An 18,524-nucleotide genomic window follows, 5' to 3' on the forward strand; every position below is an offset into this window, starting at 1 on the left:
GATGACAATCATCCAAATAGCATTATTGAGTAGATGGCATGTTCACGCGGACGACTACGCGCGTGAAGCAAAGGATAATAAAGCATTAAATATTCAAATGGTCTGGGATGAAGATACAGCAAGAGGTGAGCAATGGGCAAGGGAGTTAGGTGTACCATTCGAAGCGGATTTGGATTGTGTCTGTGCAAATCCATCCATTGATGCTGTTATCGTAACGACACCGACTCATAGACATAAAGAAATACTTATAAAGGCAGCTAAGCATAAAAAGCATATATTTACTGAAAAAGTACTAGCATTAACGGTAAAAGACTGTGAAGCAATTCTAGAAGCTGTCAAAGAGCAAGGCGTTGAAGTGATGCTTTCACTTCCTAGACTTGTAGAAAAAGAGTTTTTGTATGCTGAGAAAGCGCTTGAGCAAGGCTGGCTTGGGAAGCTATCAATGATTCGCTGTCGTCTTGCACATAATGGTGGTGTTATTTATGAAGGAGAAGATCGTGGCTGGCTCCCAGAACGATTTTTCAGAAAGGAACAGACAGGTGGAGGGGCTTTAATAGATCTCGGAGCACATCCCATTTATTTAATGAATCGTTTAGCAGGAAAGGCAGAAGCTCTTTATGCACGTTTACAACAGCAGGAGAGTGATCAAGTGGATGATACAGCTGTCGTCACGGTCGAGTATACGTCTGGAGCATTGGGAGTTATTGAAACGAGTTTTCTTTCACATGGCAGCCCATTTCAATTGGAATTATATGGTACAGAGGGAACTTTACTGGCAGAAGAGGGAGAAGTGAAAATAAAAAGCATGCATGTAAATGAAAATAATTGGACGTTAATGGATGAGCCAATGACTGATAAGCCAAGACCATTGGAGCAATGGCTACAAGCAATTAAAGAACAAAAACAACCAAGCATTACGAAGGATGATTTTATAAAACTTACGTTAATAAATGAAGCATCTGTTCGATCACATCAAGAAGGAAGGCGAGTTATAATTAACAAAATGTTAACAAAATAATGGTGACATAAGAATTAAAAAACTTAATAGGCGAAGGGGATATACTACAAGATGAAAATCACAGTTTGGAACGAATTTCGTCATGAACAGGAAAATCCAATAGTTGAAGCGATTTACCCCAAGGGTATTCATCATACTATTGCCCGGTTTTTAACGGAAGCAGGTTTTAAGACACAAACAGCTACACTAGATCAACCAGAACATGGCTTAACAAATGAAGTACTAGACAAAACGGATGTTTTGGTCTGGTGGGGACATAAAGCACATGAGGAGGTTGAAGAAGCGATTGCAGAACAGGTAAAGACACGTGTTCTAGAGGGAATGGGGCTAATTGTTTTACATTCCGGACATTTTTCAAAGGTATTTAAAAAGCTAATGGGAACAACTTGTGATTTGAAATGGCGTGAAGCAGATGATAAAGAGCGGCTTTGGGTAGTAGATCCAAGTCATCCAATTACGGAGGGTGTTGGCGAATATGTAGAACTCGAGAAGGAAGAAATGTATGGAGAGCACTTCGATATACCTGCGCCAGATGAATTGGTTTTTGTCAGCTGGTTTGAGGGAGGAGAGGTTTTCCGTAGTGGGGCTACATTTAAACGAGGGCAAGGGAAAATCTTCTACTTTCGACCAGGACACGAAACGTATCCAACCTATCATAATCAAGAAATCCAACGAATTATTACTAATGGTGTGAAATGGGCCGCGAGTCCCAAAAGTAAAAAGCCAACGTATGGTAATAAACAACCGTTAGAAGAAATTTCCAAGAAAGGATAGATTAGAAATGGCATCGTTACGTGTTGCGGTGATTGGCTGTGGAAGTATTGCTAGACATAGACATTTAGTAGAATATCAAGCCAACGATCAAATCGAAATTGTTGCTGTCTGTGATATCATTCATGAGCGAGTTCAAGAGATAGCAATAGACTTTCAAGCGAATGCTTATACAAATTACCAAGAACTGTTGGAGAAAGAGAAGCCCTGTATCTATTGCAGCTTTGGAGGCTGGCTGTCATGTGTTATGTGAGAAGCCAATGGCAACAAGCCGAGAAGAGGCGCAATAAATGATTGCTACTGCGAGTAAATATGGTAAAAAGTTAATGATTGGTCATAATCAACGATTTGTACCTTCTCACCAGAAAGCAAAAGAAATTATTGAAAACGGTGAGTTAGGAAAGATATATAGCTTCCGAACGACATTTGATCATGGCGGACCAGAAGGTTGGAGTATCGATGGGAAAGCGAGCTGGTTCTTCCAAAAAGATCAAGCTTTCATTGGAGCAATGGGTGTACATAAGGCAGATTTAATTCGTTATCTTCTTGGCGAAGAAATTAGAGAAGTAGCTGCCTTTGTGGAGACAAATGCTAAAACGGAGACGGATGTTGATGATAATTCTGTATGTATTCTAAAAACGGAAAGCGGCATTATCGGAACAGCAAGCTGGGCTTTATGTTTCAAAAGAGGATAATGCGACAACGTTTTATGGTGAAAAAGGCATCATGCGTTTAGAAGCTGATTCGAACTATTGTTTTATTGTACATTATGTAAATGGAGAAGTAACCAAGCATGATTTGGGTGGTATTCAATCTAATGAAGCAGGTGGGCAAACCTCAACTCATGTAATGGATCACTTTGTAGGTTCGATTCTTAATGACACAGAACCTCTTATTAATGGCGAAGAAGGACTCAAGTCACTTGACGTAATGTTGACAGCTTTAGAATCTAGTAAAACCAAACAATATTAGAAAAATATAGGAAGGTAAGTTATGGATAAATTACAAGTAGGTTTGATTGGTGTAGGCGGAATCGCCCAAAGTAGACATATTCCAGCGTTTCAAGAATTACAAGAAAGCGTGGAGTTGGTTGCCGTACAAGATGTTAATCAAGAGCGAGCTTTAGAAGTAGCAGCAGCTTATTCGATACCACAAACGTTTGCGCAATATCATGAATTATTCACTGTTGTGGATGCAGTTGTCATTTGTACACCGAATAAGTTTCATGCAGAAATTGCAGTGGCCGCATTGGAAGCAGGTGTTCATGTACTATGTGAAAAGCCGATGGCGATGACGACGGCTGAGTGTGAGCGAATGGTAGAAGCTGCAGATAAAGCAGATAAACAGTTGGCCATCGCTTATCATTATCGGCATACAGATTCAGCACAGCTTGCGAAACAGGCAGTTTTACAGCAGCAAATTGGCGATCCATTGGTAACAAGGGTTCAAGCATTGCGAAGAAGAAAGGTACCTGGTTGGGGGGTTTTTACCAACAAAGAATTACAAGGTGGAGGTAGCTTAATTGATTATGGCTGTCATTTGCTAGATTTAGCAATCTGGTTATTAGGAGATCCGAGGCCTGTCGAGGTTATGGGTACAACATACAATCGATTAAGTAAACTACCGAATCAACTTAACGATTGGGGTAGCTTTGATCATGAAACCTTTAATGTCGATGACCATGTATCTGGCTATATTACCTTTGAAAATGGCATTTCCATGTTATTAGAGTGTTCATGGTCAGCCAATATTAAAGAAGATACAAAGCATCTAAGTATTTCTGGAGTAGATGGGGGGCTAAGTGTCTATCCGTTTGAATTGTATCAACCAAGGCTTGGAACATTTATGAAGAGCGATGCTGAGGTAGAACATAATGAAACTAAGGCTGGATTTGCTCAAGCAGAAAACTTCGTTAATAGCTGCTTAGGGAAAGCGGAATTAGTAGTAAAACCTGAACAGGCATTAAAGGTAACGAAAATTATCGATGCTATTTATCAAAGTAGTAAAACTGGAAGCAGCGTGAAATTAACATAAGAAAGGGTGGAGTGACAAATGAAACTAGGCGTATTTACTGTATTATTTGCAGAAAAATCGTTTGTAGAAATGCTTGATTATGTCGAAGCATCAGGGCTTGAAGCAGTTGAAATTGGAACAGGCGGCAACCCTGGAGCAGCACATTGTAATGTCGACGAACTATTAGCAAGTGAAGAGAAACGAAAAGCATACTTAGATAAAATTCATTCAAGAGGTTTAACGATTAGTGCATTTAGTTGTCACGATAATCCAGTCTCTCCAAATAAGAATTATGCACAATCCTCTCATAATACCTTTATGAAAACGGTGAAATTAGCGGAGCTTATGAATGTGCCAGTTGTTAATACGTTCTCTGGCACACCAGGTTCCAACGAGGAATCGAAATATCCGAATTGGCCCGTTACACCATGGCCAAACGAATATTCAGATATACTCAAATGGCAATGGGAGAAAAAATTGATTCCTTACTGGAAAGAAGCAGGTCAATTTGCCAAGGATCATGGTGTGAAAATCGGCCTTGAATTACATGCAGGCTTTCTAGTGCATACTCCGTATACGATGCTTAAATTAAGAGAAGCGACAAACGATGCTGTCGGTGCTAATCTAGATCCAAGCCATTTGTGGTGGCAAGGAATCGATCCTGTTGCTGCAATAAAAATTTTAGGAAAAGAAAATGCAATTCATCACTTTCATGCAAAAGATACGTATATTGATCAAGATAATGTTAATATGTATGGGCTTACCGATATGCAGCCATACGCAAGTGTCCAAAGTCGTGCCTGGACTTTTCGCTCTGTCGGCTATGGTCATAGTGAAAAAGAATGGTCCGACATCATTAGTGCGTTACGTACGTATGGGTATGATTATGTAATTAGCATTGAGCATGAAGATCCAATCATGTCCATTGATGAAGGCTTTCAAGCAGTTGTAAAGAACTTAAAAAGGGTAACGATTAAAGAAGCGCCCACCGAGATGTGGTGGGTGTAGTGCGAACAGCCTCACAGCATAGTTGCTGTGGGGTTGTTTGTAGTTGAATAATGATGAAGTTCACAGGGAAAACGCCGAAGTTCACAATTTGAATATTTTTTTCAAAAAGGTAGAATGAAGGTAATACACTGTTGTTTACCCCACATATAACTGACAGTAGGATTCCTAATAATTGAAGTTTCACATCTAATCGTTGTAAAAGAAGGGGGAAATGAAGATGATAGCTGATGGTTTATGGAGTATCATTCCATTTGTAATGCTGATCGCAGGTTTCGTTATTATAAGAAATCGTAAGAGGGCAGGAGTGACAGGGATGAAGACTGCTCTTACGCCTATTTGCTTGTTATTATCCGCATGTATCAATTATGTAGCATACGTGTTTCAGCTAATGGGGATTGCTAGCTGGGGAATTTCCATACTTTTATTAGTACTTGCCGCTTATTTTACGAAACACTTACCAAATGTCCAAACATAAAGAGAAAAAACTAATTGTAATTTGTCATCGGTTAAAACAATATCCGTGAGCTAGGTACTAAATAGATTTAAGCTTTGCTAATGTTTGCAAATCGAGATTAAATTTTTTCTCAAAAAGAAGCCAATGGTCATAAGGATGAAAATGGGTAAAATGATATCTCTTAATATGGTAAGAAATTCTCCCATGCTACTAGCCTCCAATTGCTGCTCATTTAGGAATTATATGTATGAACAAGATTAGTTTTCTCCAACGATAACCTTTCCTGACAATACAAAGAGTTTAAAACATATTTTCTTACTTTTTTATTCTAGTTGTCAATCTATTTTGAAAGATCTTTACAATTCTTCGTACAATAGCTAACATGTATAAAATAGTATGTTCATGCTGAGGGGATGAAGAACGTGCAAAGCTTTACTTATTCAAATACATTAAAACGGTTGCCGCGTCAATTCTTTGCCCATCTTGTGCAGAAGGTTGAGCGGTTAACAGAACAAGGTCATGATGTAATTAATCTAGGTCAAGGAAACCCAGATTTACCTACTCCTATTCATGTTGTCAAGGAATTACAAGAGGCAGCTGAAAATCCTTTGTATCATCAATATTCACCATTTAGAGGCCAATTTTTTCTAAAAGAAGCTATTTCCCAATATTATAGACGTGAATATAATATAAACCTTGACCCAAATACTGAAGTAGCTATTTTGTTTGGGGCTAAAGCTGGTCTAGTAGAAATAAGCCAATGTCTACTTAATCCTGGTGATTTAGCTTTACTACCAGATCCAGGTTATCCAGATTATATGTCAGGTATAGCATTAGCTGATGCAAAGATAGCGTTAATGCCATTACTAGTAGAGAACCATTTTCTACCGGATTATTCTAAAATTTGCAGGAGGAAATGGGAACAGGCAAAGCTGATGTTTTTAAATTATCCGAATAACCCAACGGCAGCACTCGCTAGCAAAGCGTTTTTTGATGAAACAGTTGCTGTTGCAAAAAGATACCATACATGTGTTGTTCACGATTTTGCCTATGGAGCAATGGGATTTGATGGGAAAAAGCCTCAAAGCTTCCTGCAATCTAAAGGAGCAAAGGATGTTGGCATAGAAGTGTATACCTTGTCAAAGACGTATAACATGGCAGGATGGCGAGTAGGCTTTGCTGTTGGAAATCATTCTGTTGTCGAAGGTCTTAATCTCATTCAAGATCATTTGTATGTCAGTATATTTGGTGCAATACAGAAAGCTGCTGAAGAAGCATTGCTTGGAGATCAGTCTGCAGTAGTCAAGCTTGTCAAAACGTATGAACATCGTCGAAATGTCTTTGTAAGCAAACTCCAAGAGATTGGTTGGAGGGTAGAACCTTCGAAAGGAACCTTTTTCGCCTGGTTACCCGTTCCAGAGGGCTTTACATCCGAGTCTTTTGCCGATCTCTTGTTAGAAGAGGCGCATGTTGCGGTAGCTCCAGGGAACGGTTTTGGAAATAGAGGAGAAGGTTATATTCGGGTTGGATTGCTTGTAACTGAGCAACGTCTGGTAGAAGCCGTGGAGAGAATTGGTAAACTCAAACTATTTACAAAGTAGGATTGACAAACAGAGCCAATTTATAATTATTGAGCTTTGTTAAGCAATGGGAGATGACGGCAAAGTAGAACCTTAAAAAAGTAGTAAAACGAACGGAGGTATGGGAAAAGTTAAAAAATGTGTAATTTCCTAAAAAAATCACATAGTAAGAGAGAACAGTCTTATACTGTTCTACTACTTTCCCTAGGAGTGAATTCCAATGGCAGAAAATCGTAATAAGCTAGTAGTACCAAGTGCACAAAATGCGGTGGATGCGTTGAAATATGAAATCGCAAATGAGCAGCATGTTGAGCTTGGAGCTGACACAACTGCACGTGAGAATGGATCCGTAGGGGGCGAAATGGTGAAGCGAATGATAAAAATCGCTGAACAAGATCTCGCTAATCGAAAGTAGTTATATGAAAAAAGGAGGACACTTTTAAGGTCCTCCTTTTTCAGCTTTGGTTTTCTTATGGTACTCCTTAATTATAAGTCATAAGTGTCCTATTCAGCAGGAGATTACCTTTGCATGTAATCTTCTTTGGCGAGGACCATCAAATTCACAAAAATAAACTCCTTGCCATGTACCAAGGACAAGGTCTCCATTTTCAATAATTAGTGTTTGTGCGTGCCCTAAAGTACTTGTTTTTAAATGAGCAGCAGTATTTCCTTCAACATGTTTATCTTGAACGTGATTCCATGGATAAATTTCATCCAAGCGCATTAGCATATCCGACTTCACATCTGGGTCTGCATTTTCATTTACTGTAATTCCGGCTGTTGTATGCATGGACTGTACAACTAAAATTCCATCTCTTATATTATTTTCACCAACCCAGCTTTTTAATTGGGCAGTAATATCGATCATCTCCGAATGTTTTTTGGAAGCAATAGAAAATATTGTATTCATGATACATCATCCTTTCCTTCTTGTTTATAAGTATTATTACGTGAATAGAAGAGGAAAATGAAATAAAAAAAGCGGAAGCACCCGATTAGAAATGTAGTGACCGGAGCGAGTCAACGGAAATAAAGGAATCACGGTGAGCTTGCGAGCCGATGATGACTTATCATAGGACGATTCATGAATTTGCATCGTATCTGGGTGCTGAGCTGGACGCGGGTCAATACGCCCATAATTATCCACATGGGCAAATTTTATTTGAGTTCCTAGACTATAAAAAATATCTTGATAAAATCCGTCGCAGTTATGCCTTATTAGAAAGAATTTAGTGGTCGATATAGAACAGCCCTTTCTGAAGATGAACAAAAGACTACTCTACGTAGACTCCTCGAAAAGAAAGAACGCTTTGTCTGTTCCTCTATAAAACTAATGTCTAACGAGATCAATCATAAATTTGTATCGATCTGCACGGTAAGAGGACTTCACAACTTCTAATGTATGCTTGTTCTCTAAATTAGTCGTTCGTTGCATTAAAAGAATAGGTGCGTTTTTTTCTATTTGTAAATGCGTTACTTCCTCCTCTGTGGCAATAGCTGCTTCGATGACTTGAAAACCGTCCGTGATTTTTAATTGTAAGTTATTCTCAATATACTGATATAGTGAATGCTGAACAATATCTTCCGTAATACCCATTACTAAATTTGCTGGGATATAGGTACGCTCTAATGCCATCGGAATATCTTCAGCTAGCCGAATTCGTTTGATTTCATAGACAGGTGCATATTCCGGAATATTCAACTGTGATGCAAGTTCATTGTTGGCAGGAACAATTTCAAAATGAAGAAGCTTACTGCTCGTTTGCATGCCTCTTGCTCGCATTTCCTCCGTAAAACTCGTAAGGCCATGAAGCTTTTGTTCAAATTTTGGACCCATGACAAAAGTGCCCTTACCTTTAATTCGATAAAGAAGCTGATCATTTACGAGATTAGTAATGGCCTGTCTTACTGTCATTCGACTAATATTATATGTTTCAGCAAATTCACGTTCGGACGGTAGTACATCACCTGGTTTTAAATCATTATTTTCAATTTGTTGCTTAATATATTCCTCCAACTGATGATAGATCGGGATGGGGGAGTTTTTATTAATCATTTTAAGATCTCCTTGAAATCTATATTTACATTTAATATTGAATATATGTAAACAAGTATGGTTTTATTAGGGTTTTCCTCCATTTTGGAGAGTGTCCTAAGCGAGCTATATTGGACGCTCTTTTAACGGAAGTTATTTTTCATGTTTCTTTAGATGGGTAATGTTACTTAGCTTTTTAGGCATATATTTTTAGAATAGCACCCAATTATATAGTTGTCTAGCGAAGTTGTTGTTTTTAATAGAAAATTATAAATAATTAAAGCGTTTATAAAAATATATTGGTATATGTACCTATATAAATAATTTAGGACGTAGTGAATCAAGTCAATGGAGGCAAAATTTCTTCATATATACGGAATTTCTGCACTCATTTTTACGGAAAATCATAAATTCAGTTGACGATTACTATTCATTGGAGTCCTTTATCATGGGTAATAGTTACTACAAAACTAAAAATTGTACGGAACCAATTTTGCATCGGCTTTCAAGAGTTCGCTTTACATAAAGCAGTTAGTTGTTTTGATTAGGTATTGAGCTGGTAATTAAGCTGATCATGATAAATGGTGCTAGTAAAATGATATAACAAACTTATTTGAATAGATGATAACGATTATTTTTTTATCCCGCATATAACTGGCAGTAAGCCCCTCGCTTCAAGCAATAAAGAGAAAGCAATCTGGATAAGTGTGGGGTGGACTGCCAGTAAATGTCCGATTGGTTTCAGGGCCTTAGGCCATACCCTCGTGGTACTAACCATCCGTAGAAGATAAATAAGACTCTCAACTAATTGAAATTCCACTTTATAAATATTGACATTTTTCAGAAAACTGGTACTATCGGTATAGACAACTAAATGTTACTTTAGTTGTATTATTTGTAATAACAAAACAAGGGGGAAATCATGTTGGAAAAAAGGAGTATTTGTTTTTTACTATTTGTTATGTCAATCTGCGTACTACTTCTTGCTGCTTGTACCGGTGATGAAAATACTGATTCATCAGGGGAATCAAACGGTAAAGAAGCCAACGCAGAGGAAGATGTTGAATTAAGAGTTGTTACTACAATGGCAGGTACCGATCCAGCAGGAGAAGTATTCGAGAAGCTTTTAGAAGAGTTTAAAGCTGATAATGAGCATGTTTCGATTATTAATGAATCGCAATCTGCTGATGCAGGAACGATACGTACTAAAGTAAATACTGATTTTACGTCAAATAATGAACCAGATCTTATGTTTTATTTTAATACAGTAGATGCTGAAGGAATTATTGAAGCTGGTAAAGTAGTGAATTTGGAAGAGGCTGAAGGTGTTGATCTTTCAAATTATGATTCCATGCTAGAACAGCAACGTCGTGAAGATGGGAATATTTACGCTGCACCACAAACTGGATTTTATGAAGGATTATTTGTAAATAAGAAGTTATTTGAGGAACATGGTGTTGAACTACCAACCACATGGGAGAAATATGAAGAGGCAATTAAGAAATTTGCAGAGACAGATATTATTCCAGTAGCCGCATCTACCGAAGATTCTTATTATGTAGTTGAACATTATGCACTAGCAGCAGGTGGAATTGAAAATTATAACGCGAGCTTGGCTGATCAAAATGTTGCATGGGCAGAAGGCTTGGATAAGATTGGGGAACATGCTGAAATGGGAGCGTTCCCAGAGGACGCAGGTACAATTGACTTATCCATCGCTGCCAGCCTATTTCATCAGGAACAAGCTGCGATGCTTTTCGAAGGATCATGGGCTTGGGGGGCAATGCCTGAGGAGATTGCTGAAAATATAGCTGTATTACCAATGCCGGTATATGGTGATGGAGGCTCTACTGGTGATGTTGTAGGTGGTGCTTCACAGGGATGGTTCATCAGTACCAAGGCTTATGAAGATGATAAAAAGCGTGATGCAGTTGTTGAGCTTTTTAACTTCTTAACATCTGAGGAAAATATTGTACGAATTGCAGAAGCTACTGGACAGGTTCCTGCGAAGGGAGCATTAACAGATCTACCAGAAAATATCGCTGCAGGTCATAAAATGGTAGAGGAGGCGAATGCAGTTGCTTCACCAATTAATGATAGGATTTTACCTGAAGCATTTACGCATATTCGTACAAGTGTACCACAAATTGTTAGCGGTGAGAAAACAGGTAAACACGTTCTGGAGGAGGCTGCTGCTCTAGAGTAAATAATCAAAATGTTTGAATAGAAGCAGCAACTGTTTAGTTCCAGTAGTAAGTGGATATATACTGACGATAAAGAAAGCGCTGTCTGTGGAAAGGGAGTATATTTCAAATGGCCAGGAAGAGGGTCTGGGGCGAAGCAAAAATAGTTAACCCAAAAGCCGAATTTTGATACGAAGCGCAGTATTTTGCTGGAGCCATGATAGAACCTGTTTCAAGTAAACAAATAATCCGAATTGATTCAGGTGAAATCGTTCGGATTATTATGTGAATAAAAAACACATTTGTCTCAGCCTCCTCCTGCAAATAAAATCAAAAAGGGGTTTATTATGAAGGGTGATAGATTAGTTATATTTCTTTTTTTAGCACCTGCTTTTTTAATTTCAGCAATCTTTTTGTATTATCCTTTTTTTGAAAATATTGTTCAAAGTTTTTATAACACCGATGGTTTTTTTAATTCTAAATTTATCGGTTGGGATAACTACAAAAGACTTTTTGAAGATGAGATTGCAATTGGTGCAACGTTAAATTCATTAGAATTAATGCTGTATGTAGCTGTTTTCCAGGTAGGTATTGCTTTGGTATTAGCTGTAATGGTTGACTCCATAAAACACGGTGTTCGTTTCTTTCGTACAACCTTCTTCTTTCCAATCGTTATTTCTGGTGCTGCTATCGGGCTACTATTCACATTAATTTATAATCATCGAAATGGATTACTTAATGAAATATTAGTGAGATTAGGGTTTGATAGAGTGCTTTGGCTTACAGAACAATCTTCGCTTTATATGGTTGCTATTCCTACAATTTGGAGTTATGTAGGGTTTTACTTTTTAATCATATTAACAGCAATTGAAAAAATTCCAGATGATTACTACGAAGCAGCGAAGCTGGAAGGTATAACAGGTTTTCAACGAATGACCAAATTAACGATTCCACTTATCGTCAGTGACTTAAAAACATGTCTAGTACTAGCGATTACAGGTGCTCTGAAGATATTTGAACTAGTTTATATTATTACAAGAGGAGGACCAGCAAGATCCTCCGAGGTACTGGGTACATATATGTATCAAAAAGCCTTTAATGATGGTGCGATTGGTTACGGAGCAACATTAGCGGTGCTGATGGTCGTAATTGGGCTTTCTCTAGCATTTTTAACAAACAAGCTTTTGGGTAATAAAGATGAAGTAACATATTAAAGATGCTTAACAGGTATAAATTAGCAATGATTTTTTGAACCTTATTAATTAGAAAAAGAGGTGAAAAGATTTGCGTACAGAAGTTAATAGACTTACATTTTGGGAAAAATTTCAAGGTCGATTCTTTTCAAAATCGAAGTATGGAAAACTTTTTATATACACCATTCTTATTATATGGTCGATTTCAACCATCTTCCCACTAGTCTGGGTATTTTTAAACTCCTTTAAACCATCAAGAGAAATCATTACAGATACATTTAAACTACCAACTGATCCAACATTGCAGAATTATATCAATGCATTTGATACAATAGATATCGGTAGAAGTTATCTGAATAGTTTTATTATGTCTGGTTCAGTTGTTTTTTTTGTATTATTCTTTGGTGGATTAGCAGCCTTCGTAATGGCTCGATTAAGCTTCCGGTTACGCGGGGCATTACAGACGATATTAGTTATGAGTCTATTAATTCCAGCATTTGCAACTATCGTGCCCGTTTATCGGATGATGATAGATTTAGAGCTTGTTAATACGCACTTGGCATTGATTATTCCGCAAACAGCAGGAAATCTTCCGTTTGCTATCTTGGTCATTAGTGGCTATATGGCTACCATACCTAAAGAATTAGAAGAAGCTTCATTAATGGATGGTTGCAGTCGCTGGAAGATGTTTACGAAAGTGTTCTTACCTGTTTCGCTCCCGATATTTGGTACAGTAGGGACCTTCGTCTTTTTATGGTCATACAATGATTTGTTCACATCTCTTGTATTAGTTGAACAAGAACATGTTCGGCCAATTGTTGTATTGCTATCACATGTTAGCTCTCAGTATGGGACAGATTATGGATTAATGACAGCTGCTATAGCTATGACAGTAGTCCCAGTCATTATCTTTTACTTATTTGCACAAAAAACAATTGAAAAAGGTGCAACCTCAGGTGCAGTAAAAGGATAAACGTAGGATTACACGGACACTTTGGCACATATAATCTCTAACTAAGTTATAAATTTAGATGTTCATATTCTATAATGGAAATTGGAGGAATTAGTTATGAAGCTAATGCTGAAAGGCGCTACAAATAATCTGTTATCTGCAATAAAAGAATTACAATCAGATTTGAATTTTGAATTAGCAGAAGATGGTATCCCTATTTTAATTAAACAAGCTGATAAAGGGTTGTCAGTTTCATTAAAGAATGGTCAAGGGGAAATTGTCTATGATAAGAAAGCGGCTTTCTTCAGAGGATTAGGCTTGTTGTTAGAGAACTATGCTCGGTCAAAAACATTCCATATTGAAGAGGATGCACAGTTTGAAACTATTGGTCCAATGTTTGACTTATCACGAAACGCAGTAATGAAACCAGAACGATTTGAGGATATGCTTCGTAAGCTAGCACTAATGGGCTTTAATTCTGCAATGCTATACATGGAGGATGTATATGAAATTGAAAGCCAACCATATTTCGGCTATATGAGGGGAAGGTATTCTCTAGATCAATTAAACCAGCTGGATGATTATGCCCATCAATTTGGTATTGAGCTTATACCATGTATTCAAACACTTGCTCATTTAGAGGAATTTTTAAAATGGAGTGATGCAAGTGGATTAAAGGATACGCGCGGTGTACTGTTAGTTGAAAGTGAAGCTACCTATACATTTGTTAGAGACATGATAGAGTCAGTAACGAAGCCTTTCCGAAGTAAGCGAATTCATATTGGTATGGATGAAGCAGAAGAACTTGGGAGAGGCGTGTATCTAAATAAATTCGGACATAAAGATAGATTGGAATTAATGACTAGTCACCTGAATAGAGTGCTTGAAATTGTGGACGAAAATGGACTGATGCCAATGATGTGGAGTGATATGTTCATGAAGCTTGCCTCTAAAACGGGGGATGCCCATTATGATTTAATGACTGAAATTCCTGATGAAATAATTGAAGCAACACCGAAGAATGTTACCCTCATGTATTGGGATTATGCACATACGAAGAAGGAAGAATATCTGGCAATGATGAAAAAGCACAAAGCATTCGGAAGGAAGCCTGCCTTTGCAGGTGGAATATGGGTTTGGAATACATTTGCCACAAATTATGGCTTGTCTCTTGGGGCAAGTGATGCGGCATTACAGGCTTGTAAACAAGAGGGTATTCAAGACGTATTTGTAACGCTATGGGGAGATGACGGTTATGAAAATAATTATTTTTCAGCAATGTTAGGGTTACAATTATATGCTGAGCATGCGTATGCACGAACGTTGGATAGAAGCAAGCTTCATGATCGGGTGAAGTTTTGCACCGGTATTGATGCAGAGACTTACCTACTATTAAATGAGCTTGATGCCATACCTGGTGTAGATTCAAATAATAAGGAACAAACGAATCCATCAAAATTTTTACTATGGCAAGATGTATTATTGGGTTTATTTGATAAACATGTGGAAGGACTTGATTTATATTCCCACTACAAAGCATTAGCAAACAAGATACGTGTATCAAGAGATGGAAATAATGCGTTGGATTATATTTTTGATGTCCCAGAAAAGTTGGCTGAATTGTTGAGTGTGAAAGCAACGATCGGTGTACAATTAAAAGCAGCCTATGATAGAGGGGATAACAAAGAATTAAAGCATATTGCAGATCAGGTACTTCCTGAAATAATAGATAAAGCAGAGGTGTTACGTTTGGCCCATCGTAAACAATGGCTACATATGCATAAGCCGTTTGGCTGGGAAGTAATTGATATTCGCTACGGTGGCTTAAAGTCAAGGCTGGAAACTGCTATTTATCGAATTAATGAGTATGTAAGTGGAGAAATCGATTTTATTGACGAATTGGAACAAAAAAGATTGTATTATCATGACATTGAAAACTCTACAGGCTTAGGATGGTCAAGTTATTATTATCGGATGGCATCACCTAATGTATTCTTTCACGTACTGCCAATTTAAGGATAGAAGGAGGGATACATATGGAAACTAGTTCTCGAGCTTATCACGTATATGTAGGTACTTATGGCACTGAACATGATCATTCCTTACACGTACTATCCCTGCAAACAAGTAATCTAAATTTAAGATATTTGTCAGCTGTTAAAGGGATAAGGAATCCTTCCTACCTTACTGTAAATAGCACGCAAGATGTAGTATATGCTTGCAGTGAAGTAGAGGATGGTGAAGTGGTTTCGTATCGTATAAATGAAGCTGATCATAAGCTAACCGAACAAAGCAGACAGAAAACAGCTGGAAATGGTCCGTGTTATGTAACATTGAGTACAGACGAAACGCATTTATTAACCGTGAATTATGGTGAAGGAACTACTACTGTACATCAGGTATTAAAAGATGGCTCGCTGGGTCTTTTAACGGATAAAGTAGTCTATAAGCAAGGTTCCCATCCGCATACCATTATGTCTATTCCGAAGTCGAAGAAATATGTTGTAACGGATTTAGGTCTAGATAGGCTCTATCTCTATGAATTTAATGAACAGCAAGGTAAACTGATACTACTATATGATTTAAAAGCCAATGCTAAATCAGGGCCGAGACATATAGCGATTGCGGACAGTCATCGGAAAATATATGTTGTCAATGAATTTAATTCAAAAGTTGCGGTCTATCAATATGATGCTTCCATTACTAAGCTAGAGCTTATCCAAGAAGTTCGGACGATTCCGAAAAGCTTTGAAGGTGTTAATTATGCTGCAGATATTCACATTTCTCATGATATGTCCTATTTATATGTTTCTAATCGCGGTCATCACAGTATTGGTATTTGTAAAATAGATAGTAACGGATTATTAACAGATGCTATCTGTGTATCCTCAATAGGTGAATGGCCTCGTAATTTTACATTGATACCGAATGAAAATTTGCTCTTGGTAGCAAATGAGCATTCTAATACAATCGTACTTATGAAGCTCGGGAGAGATGGAATTCCAACGTATACAGGAATTGAGTATCCGATTAAATCACCAGTTTGTTTGAAAGCTTTACCTACTATTTAAGATGCGAACTTAAAGAAAAGAGAAGAGGATATAAAAACTTCGAGCTACTATCCGAGGATACGGGTTTACCCTCTGGATAGTAGCTCTTCGTAAGTGCTTTGTTAGACAAAGTTAAATGGAATCATGTAATTTGCATAGCTTTAGAGCATGATTTAGCATAAATGAAGAGATTGAGAGATAGCGAGACAAATAATATTAAAACCTATACTTTCTAATTGACGGCGATCTCTTGGCTCAGCTAACATTGCTACCATGATGCACTTAGACGAATGCGGCCTTGGATTCACAAATTATTCCTACTCTATACCGCATAACTGGCAGTAATCCCGTACCTCAAGGAATAAAGTGAAAGCAATATGGATAAGAGGTGGTATCCACTGCCAGTAAATGTCCGATTGGTTTCAGGGCCTTTAGGTCATACCCTTGTGGTACTAACCATCCGTGGGAGTAACAAAACCCACCACGGATGGAAGCTTCACTTTATCTTATCTAATTGCTTAATGAAAGCTTTGGCATTTTTACTGTTCTGAGCATCCTTACGTATTACTGCAATTTTGGTGTTTTTTTGAATGGCTAAATTGGTGAACAATGAATGGTTGGTTACATCTATGCCATATGGGTGTTCTTTCGTATCATTCTCCTTTTGATAAAATAATAGTTGGGCAGATGCTGAAAGCTCTAATTGATCTAGAGAAAGAAACGGTCCATCTTCTACAAAACGATGAAAGTAATTGAGGTCAAATATGTAAATATCTGGTTTATTTGCTTCGATTGCAATCTGACCTTTTTGGAAGTTTGCCATGTCTTCTGCTGAATTTACTTCCTTTGGTGTTTGCACTAGGTTAATATGTATGCTTTCCCAATTAGGGAATATATGTTGAATTTCGTGCTTTAGGGGAGAAAGGTTCTCTTCTTGATAGCTTCCAAAGAACATGATGTCTATATCTGCTGGTAGTTGATCTGCTGCATTCGATTTGGCAATCTGCTTTTCTATAATAGTGTAGCCTAATGAACTTATAAGAAGGAGTAAGAATACAGAAAATATGGTGTGGTATTTATAATGATACAGAAAGTTTTCCATACGTTCGCTAACTGTTTCTCGTGTTGGGTCTTGTTTCTTGTTATTCATAAGCAACGATCCTTTTTTTAATAGATTGCTGTGCTAGTTGCTCCTGTGATATTATTTCAATCATTGTAACATCGTTTATTTTCTTTATTTCTTCACATACTTAGGAAAATGATGAATGTCAGTTTATCTGGGACTTCCCTCACTCGTACTAAGGAAGGAAATTGTCTCCAGATAACTAAAAGCAACATTCATCTGTCTTGAAAAGACCCTCCTTCCACATGAAGAAGAGCCTATTTTCAGTTCTTATCCTATTTTAAAATTGTTCCTAATGAATAGAAATAAGGGAGAAAATTGCTGTTGTTGTTAGTTGATGCAGTACCTTGACTAACTAGCTTCCAAACTCCAGCTTCACCAGGTGTTTCACCACGTGTCCACCACTTCGCCTCGTAAATAGCACCGTTATAGGTAACTTGATCACCACCTAAATAAGCAGTATTAGGATCCCAAGCTGGAATATCACCCGGATCAGGATTATTTGGGTCACCTGGTTCAACATAATCCCCGTCAAAATTTGCATCAATTACATTATAAAAAGCATTTGCTGTGTCGGCCACTTCCCAATAGGCTAAAATAACATGATATCCAGTGCGATCTGGAATTACACAATCATGATTAACGGTAAATGGCGGGCGTTCTCCATTATCATTAATAGAACAGAATAGCTCAAAGTCAGAACGCTCTAAAGGGTCATTTGGGTCCCAACCTTCTTTCGTAATATAGTAATCCCACTTATCTGTTGCATGTGCTGCTGTTAACGTCCACTCAAAAGTAAATGGACCGCTCGTCATAGGAACCTTTGCCCATCGATCCTCTGTTTGCGCATCTAGCTCATAAAAAATGTTTGCACTAGCAATTTTTCCGTCAGGTGGTCCTCCTTCTGGAAAATTCCCAGGTGCTTCAAGGCTTTGTGGTTCATAGATAATTGCTCCACAATCGTAATTGGCTCCGTCTGCGCATAATAAATTTCTGCTTTCTGGATTGTTTACATATCCATGAGCAGAGACAGAGCTGGCAAATGCAATGGAGCAAATTAACATAACGAATGCCCCAAATGTAAGCTTAATCGATTTCGGAATAAATGTGAGCGAATTCATTATACTCCTCCTAAAACTGATTT

At 37.8% G+C, this 18,524-nt stretch carries 16 protein-coding genes and 1 pseudogene; 13 read left to right on the plus strand and 4 right to left on the minus strand.

The window, feature by feature from the left end:
- Position 1 precedes the first annotated feature (1 nt).
- The 8 genes and pseudogenes from ABDZ84_RS15200 (at position 2) to ABDZ84_RS15235 (ending at position 7,259) form a co-directional block, all read left to right on the plus strand.
- Positions 2-1,018, plus strand: a complete 1,017-nt coding sequence (locus ABDZ84_RS15200; protein ID WP_343782109.1) for a Gfo/Idh/MocA family protein — start codon at positions 2-4, stop codon at positions 1,016-1,018.
- 51 nt (positions 1,019-1,069) lie between these two features.
- Positions 1,070-1,792, plus strand: coding sequence for a ThuA domain-containing protein (locus ABDZ84_RS15205; RefSeq protein ID WP_026682316.1), 723 nt, complete (start codon positions 1,070-1,072; stop codon positions 1,790-1,792).
- Between the two features lie 7 nt (positions 1,793-1,799).
- Positions 1,800-2,761 (plus strand): annotated as a pseudogene (locus ABDZ84_RS15210) (Gfo/Idh/MocA family protein).
- Positions 2,762-2,782: 21 nt separating this feature from the next.
- Positions 2,783-3,823, plus strand: coding sequence for a Gfo/Idh/MocA family protein (locus tag ABDZ84_RS15215; RefSeq protein WP_026682317.1), 1,041 nt, complete (start codon positions 2,783-2,785; stop codon positions 3,821-3,823).
- 18 nt (positions 3,824-3,841) lie between these two features.
- On the plus strand, positions 3,842-4,810 hold the full coding sequence (locus ABDZ84_RS15220; protein WP_026682318.1) for a sugar phosphate isomerase/epimerase family protein: 969 nt from the start codon (positions 3,842-3,844) through the stop codon (positions 4,808-4,810).
- 217 nt (positions 4,811-5,027) lie between these two features.
- Positions 5,028-5,285: a hypothetical protein gene (locus ABDZ84_RS15225; protein WP_051388398.1), complete on the plus strand. Its 258-nt coding sequence runs from the start codon at positions 5,028-5,030 to the stop codon at positions 5,283-5,285.
- A gap of 401 nt (positions 5,286-5,686) precedes the next feature.
- Positions 5,687-6,865 carry a pyridoxal phosphate-dependent aminotransferase gene (locus ABDZ84_RS15230; protein ID WP_026682320.1) on the plus strand — a complete coding sequence of 393 codons (1,179 nt, stop codon included), beginning with the start codon at positions 5,687-5,689 and terminating at the stop codon, positions 6,863-6,865.
- A gap of 199 nt (positions 6,866-7,064) precedes the next feature.
- Positions 7,065-7,259 carry an alpha/beta-type small acid-soluble spore protein gene (locus ABDZ84_RS15235; protein ID WP_026682321.1) on the plus strand — a complete coding sequence of 65 codons (195 nt, stop codon included), beginning with the start codon at positions 7,065-7,067 and terminating at the stop codon, positions 7,257-7,259.
- Positions 7,260-7,352: 93 nt separating this feature from the next.
- Here ABDZ84_RS15235 and ABDZ84_RS15240 read toward each other — a convergent pair whose 3' ends face one another.
- Positions 7,353-7,754, minus strand: coding sequence for a secondary thiamine-phosphate synthase enzyme YjbQ (locus ABDZ84_RS15240; protein ID WP_026682093.1), 402 nt, complete (start codon positions 7,752-7,754; stop codon positions 7,353-7,355).
- 420 nt (positions 7,755-8,174) lie between these two features.
- Positions 8,175-8,900 carry a GntR family transcriptional regulator gene (locus tag ABDZ84_RS15245; RefSeq protein ID WP_026682092.1) on the minus strand — a complete coding sequence of 242 codons (726 nt, stop codon included), beginning with the start codon at positions 8,898-8,900 and terminating at the stop codon, positions 8,175-8,177.
- 904 nt (positions 8,901-9,804) lie between these two features.
- Between ABDZ84_RS15245 and ABDZ84_RS15250 the strand changes: the two genes are divergently transcribed.
- The 5 genes from ABDZ84_RS15250 to ABDZ84_RS15270 all read left to right on the plus strand — a co-directional run bounded on the left by ABDZ84_RS15250 (position 9,805) and on the right by ABDZ84_RS15270 (position 16,278).
- On the plus strand, positions 9,805-11,085 hold the full coding sequence (locus tag ABDZ84_RS15250; RefSeq protein WP_051388370.1) for an ABC transporter substrate-binding protein: 1,281 nt from the start codon (positions 9,805-9,807) through the stop codon (positions 11,083-11,085).
- Between the two features lie 324 nt (positions 11,086-11,409).
- Positions 11,410-12,276, plus strand: a complete 867-nt coding sequence (locus tag ABDZ84_RS15255; RefSeq protein WP_026682090.1) for a carbohydrate ABC transporter permease — start codon at positions 11,410-11,412, stop codon at positions 12,274-12,276.
- A gap of 70 nt (positions 12,277-12,346) precedes the next feature.
- The gene (locus ABDZ84_RS15260; RefSeq protein ID WP_026682089.1) at positions 12,347-13,228 is read left to right on the plus strand and encodes a carbohydrate ABC transporter permease; all 882 of its coding nucleotides are present in this window, start codon (positions 12,347-12,349) and stop codon (positions 13,226-13,228) included.
- A gap of 96 nt (positions 13,229-13,324) precedes the next feature.
- Positions 13,325-15,223 (plus strand): beta-N-acetylhexosaminidase, encoded by a 1,899-nt coding sequence (locus ABDZ84_RS15265; RefSeq protein WP_026682088.1) that lies wholly within the window; start codon positions 13,325-13,327, stop codon positions 15,221-15,223.
- Positions 15,224-15,243: 20 nt separating this feature from the next.
- On the plus strand, positions 15,244-16,278 hold the full coding sequence (locus ABDZ84_RS15270) for a lactonase family protein (protein WP_051388369.1): 1,035 nt from the start codon (positions 15,244-15,246) through the stop codon (positions 16,276-16,278).
- A 475-nt stretch (positions 16,279-16,753) separates the two neighbouring features.
- Here ABDZ84_RS15270 and ABDZ84_RS15275 read toward each other — a convergent pair whose 3' ends face one another.
- A complete protein-coding gene (locus ABDZ84_RS15275) occupies positions 16,754-17,407 on the minus strand; it encodes a hypothetical protein (RefSeq protein WP_026682087.1) in 654 nt (217 codons plus the stop codon).
- A 248-nt stretch (positions 17,408-17,655) separates the two neighbouring features.
- Positions 17,656-18,501: a lytic polysaccharide monooxygenase gene (locus ABDZ84_RS15280; RefSeq protein WP_051388368.1), complete on the minus strand. Its 846-nt coding sequence runs from the start codon at positions 18,499-18,501 to the stop codon at positions 17,656-17,658.
- Positions 18,502-18,524: the final 23 nt, after the last annotated feature.

The organism is Virgibacillus salarius, from assembly GCF_039521925.1.
Lineage (GTDB): Bacteria > Bacillota > Bacilli > Bacillales > Amphibacillaceae > Virgibacillus > Virgibacillus salarius.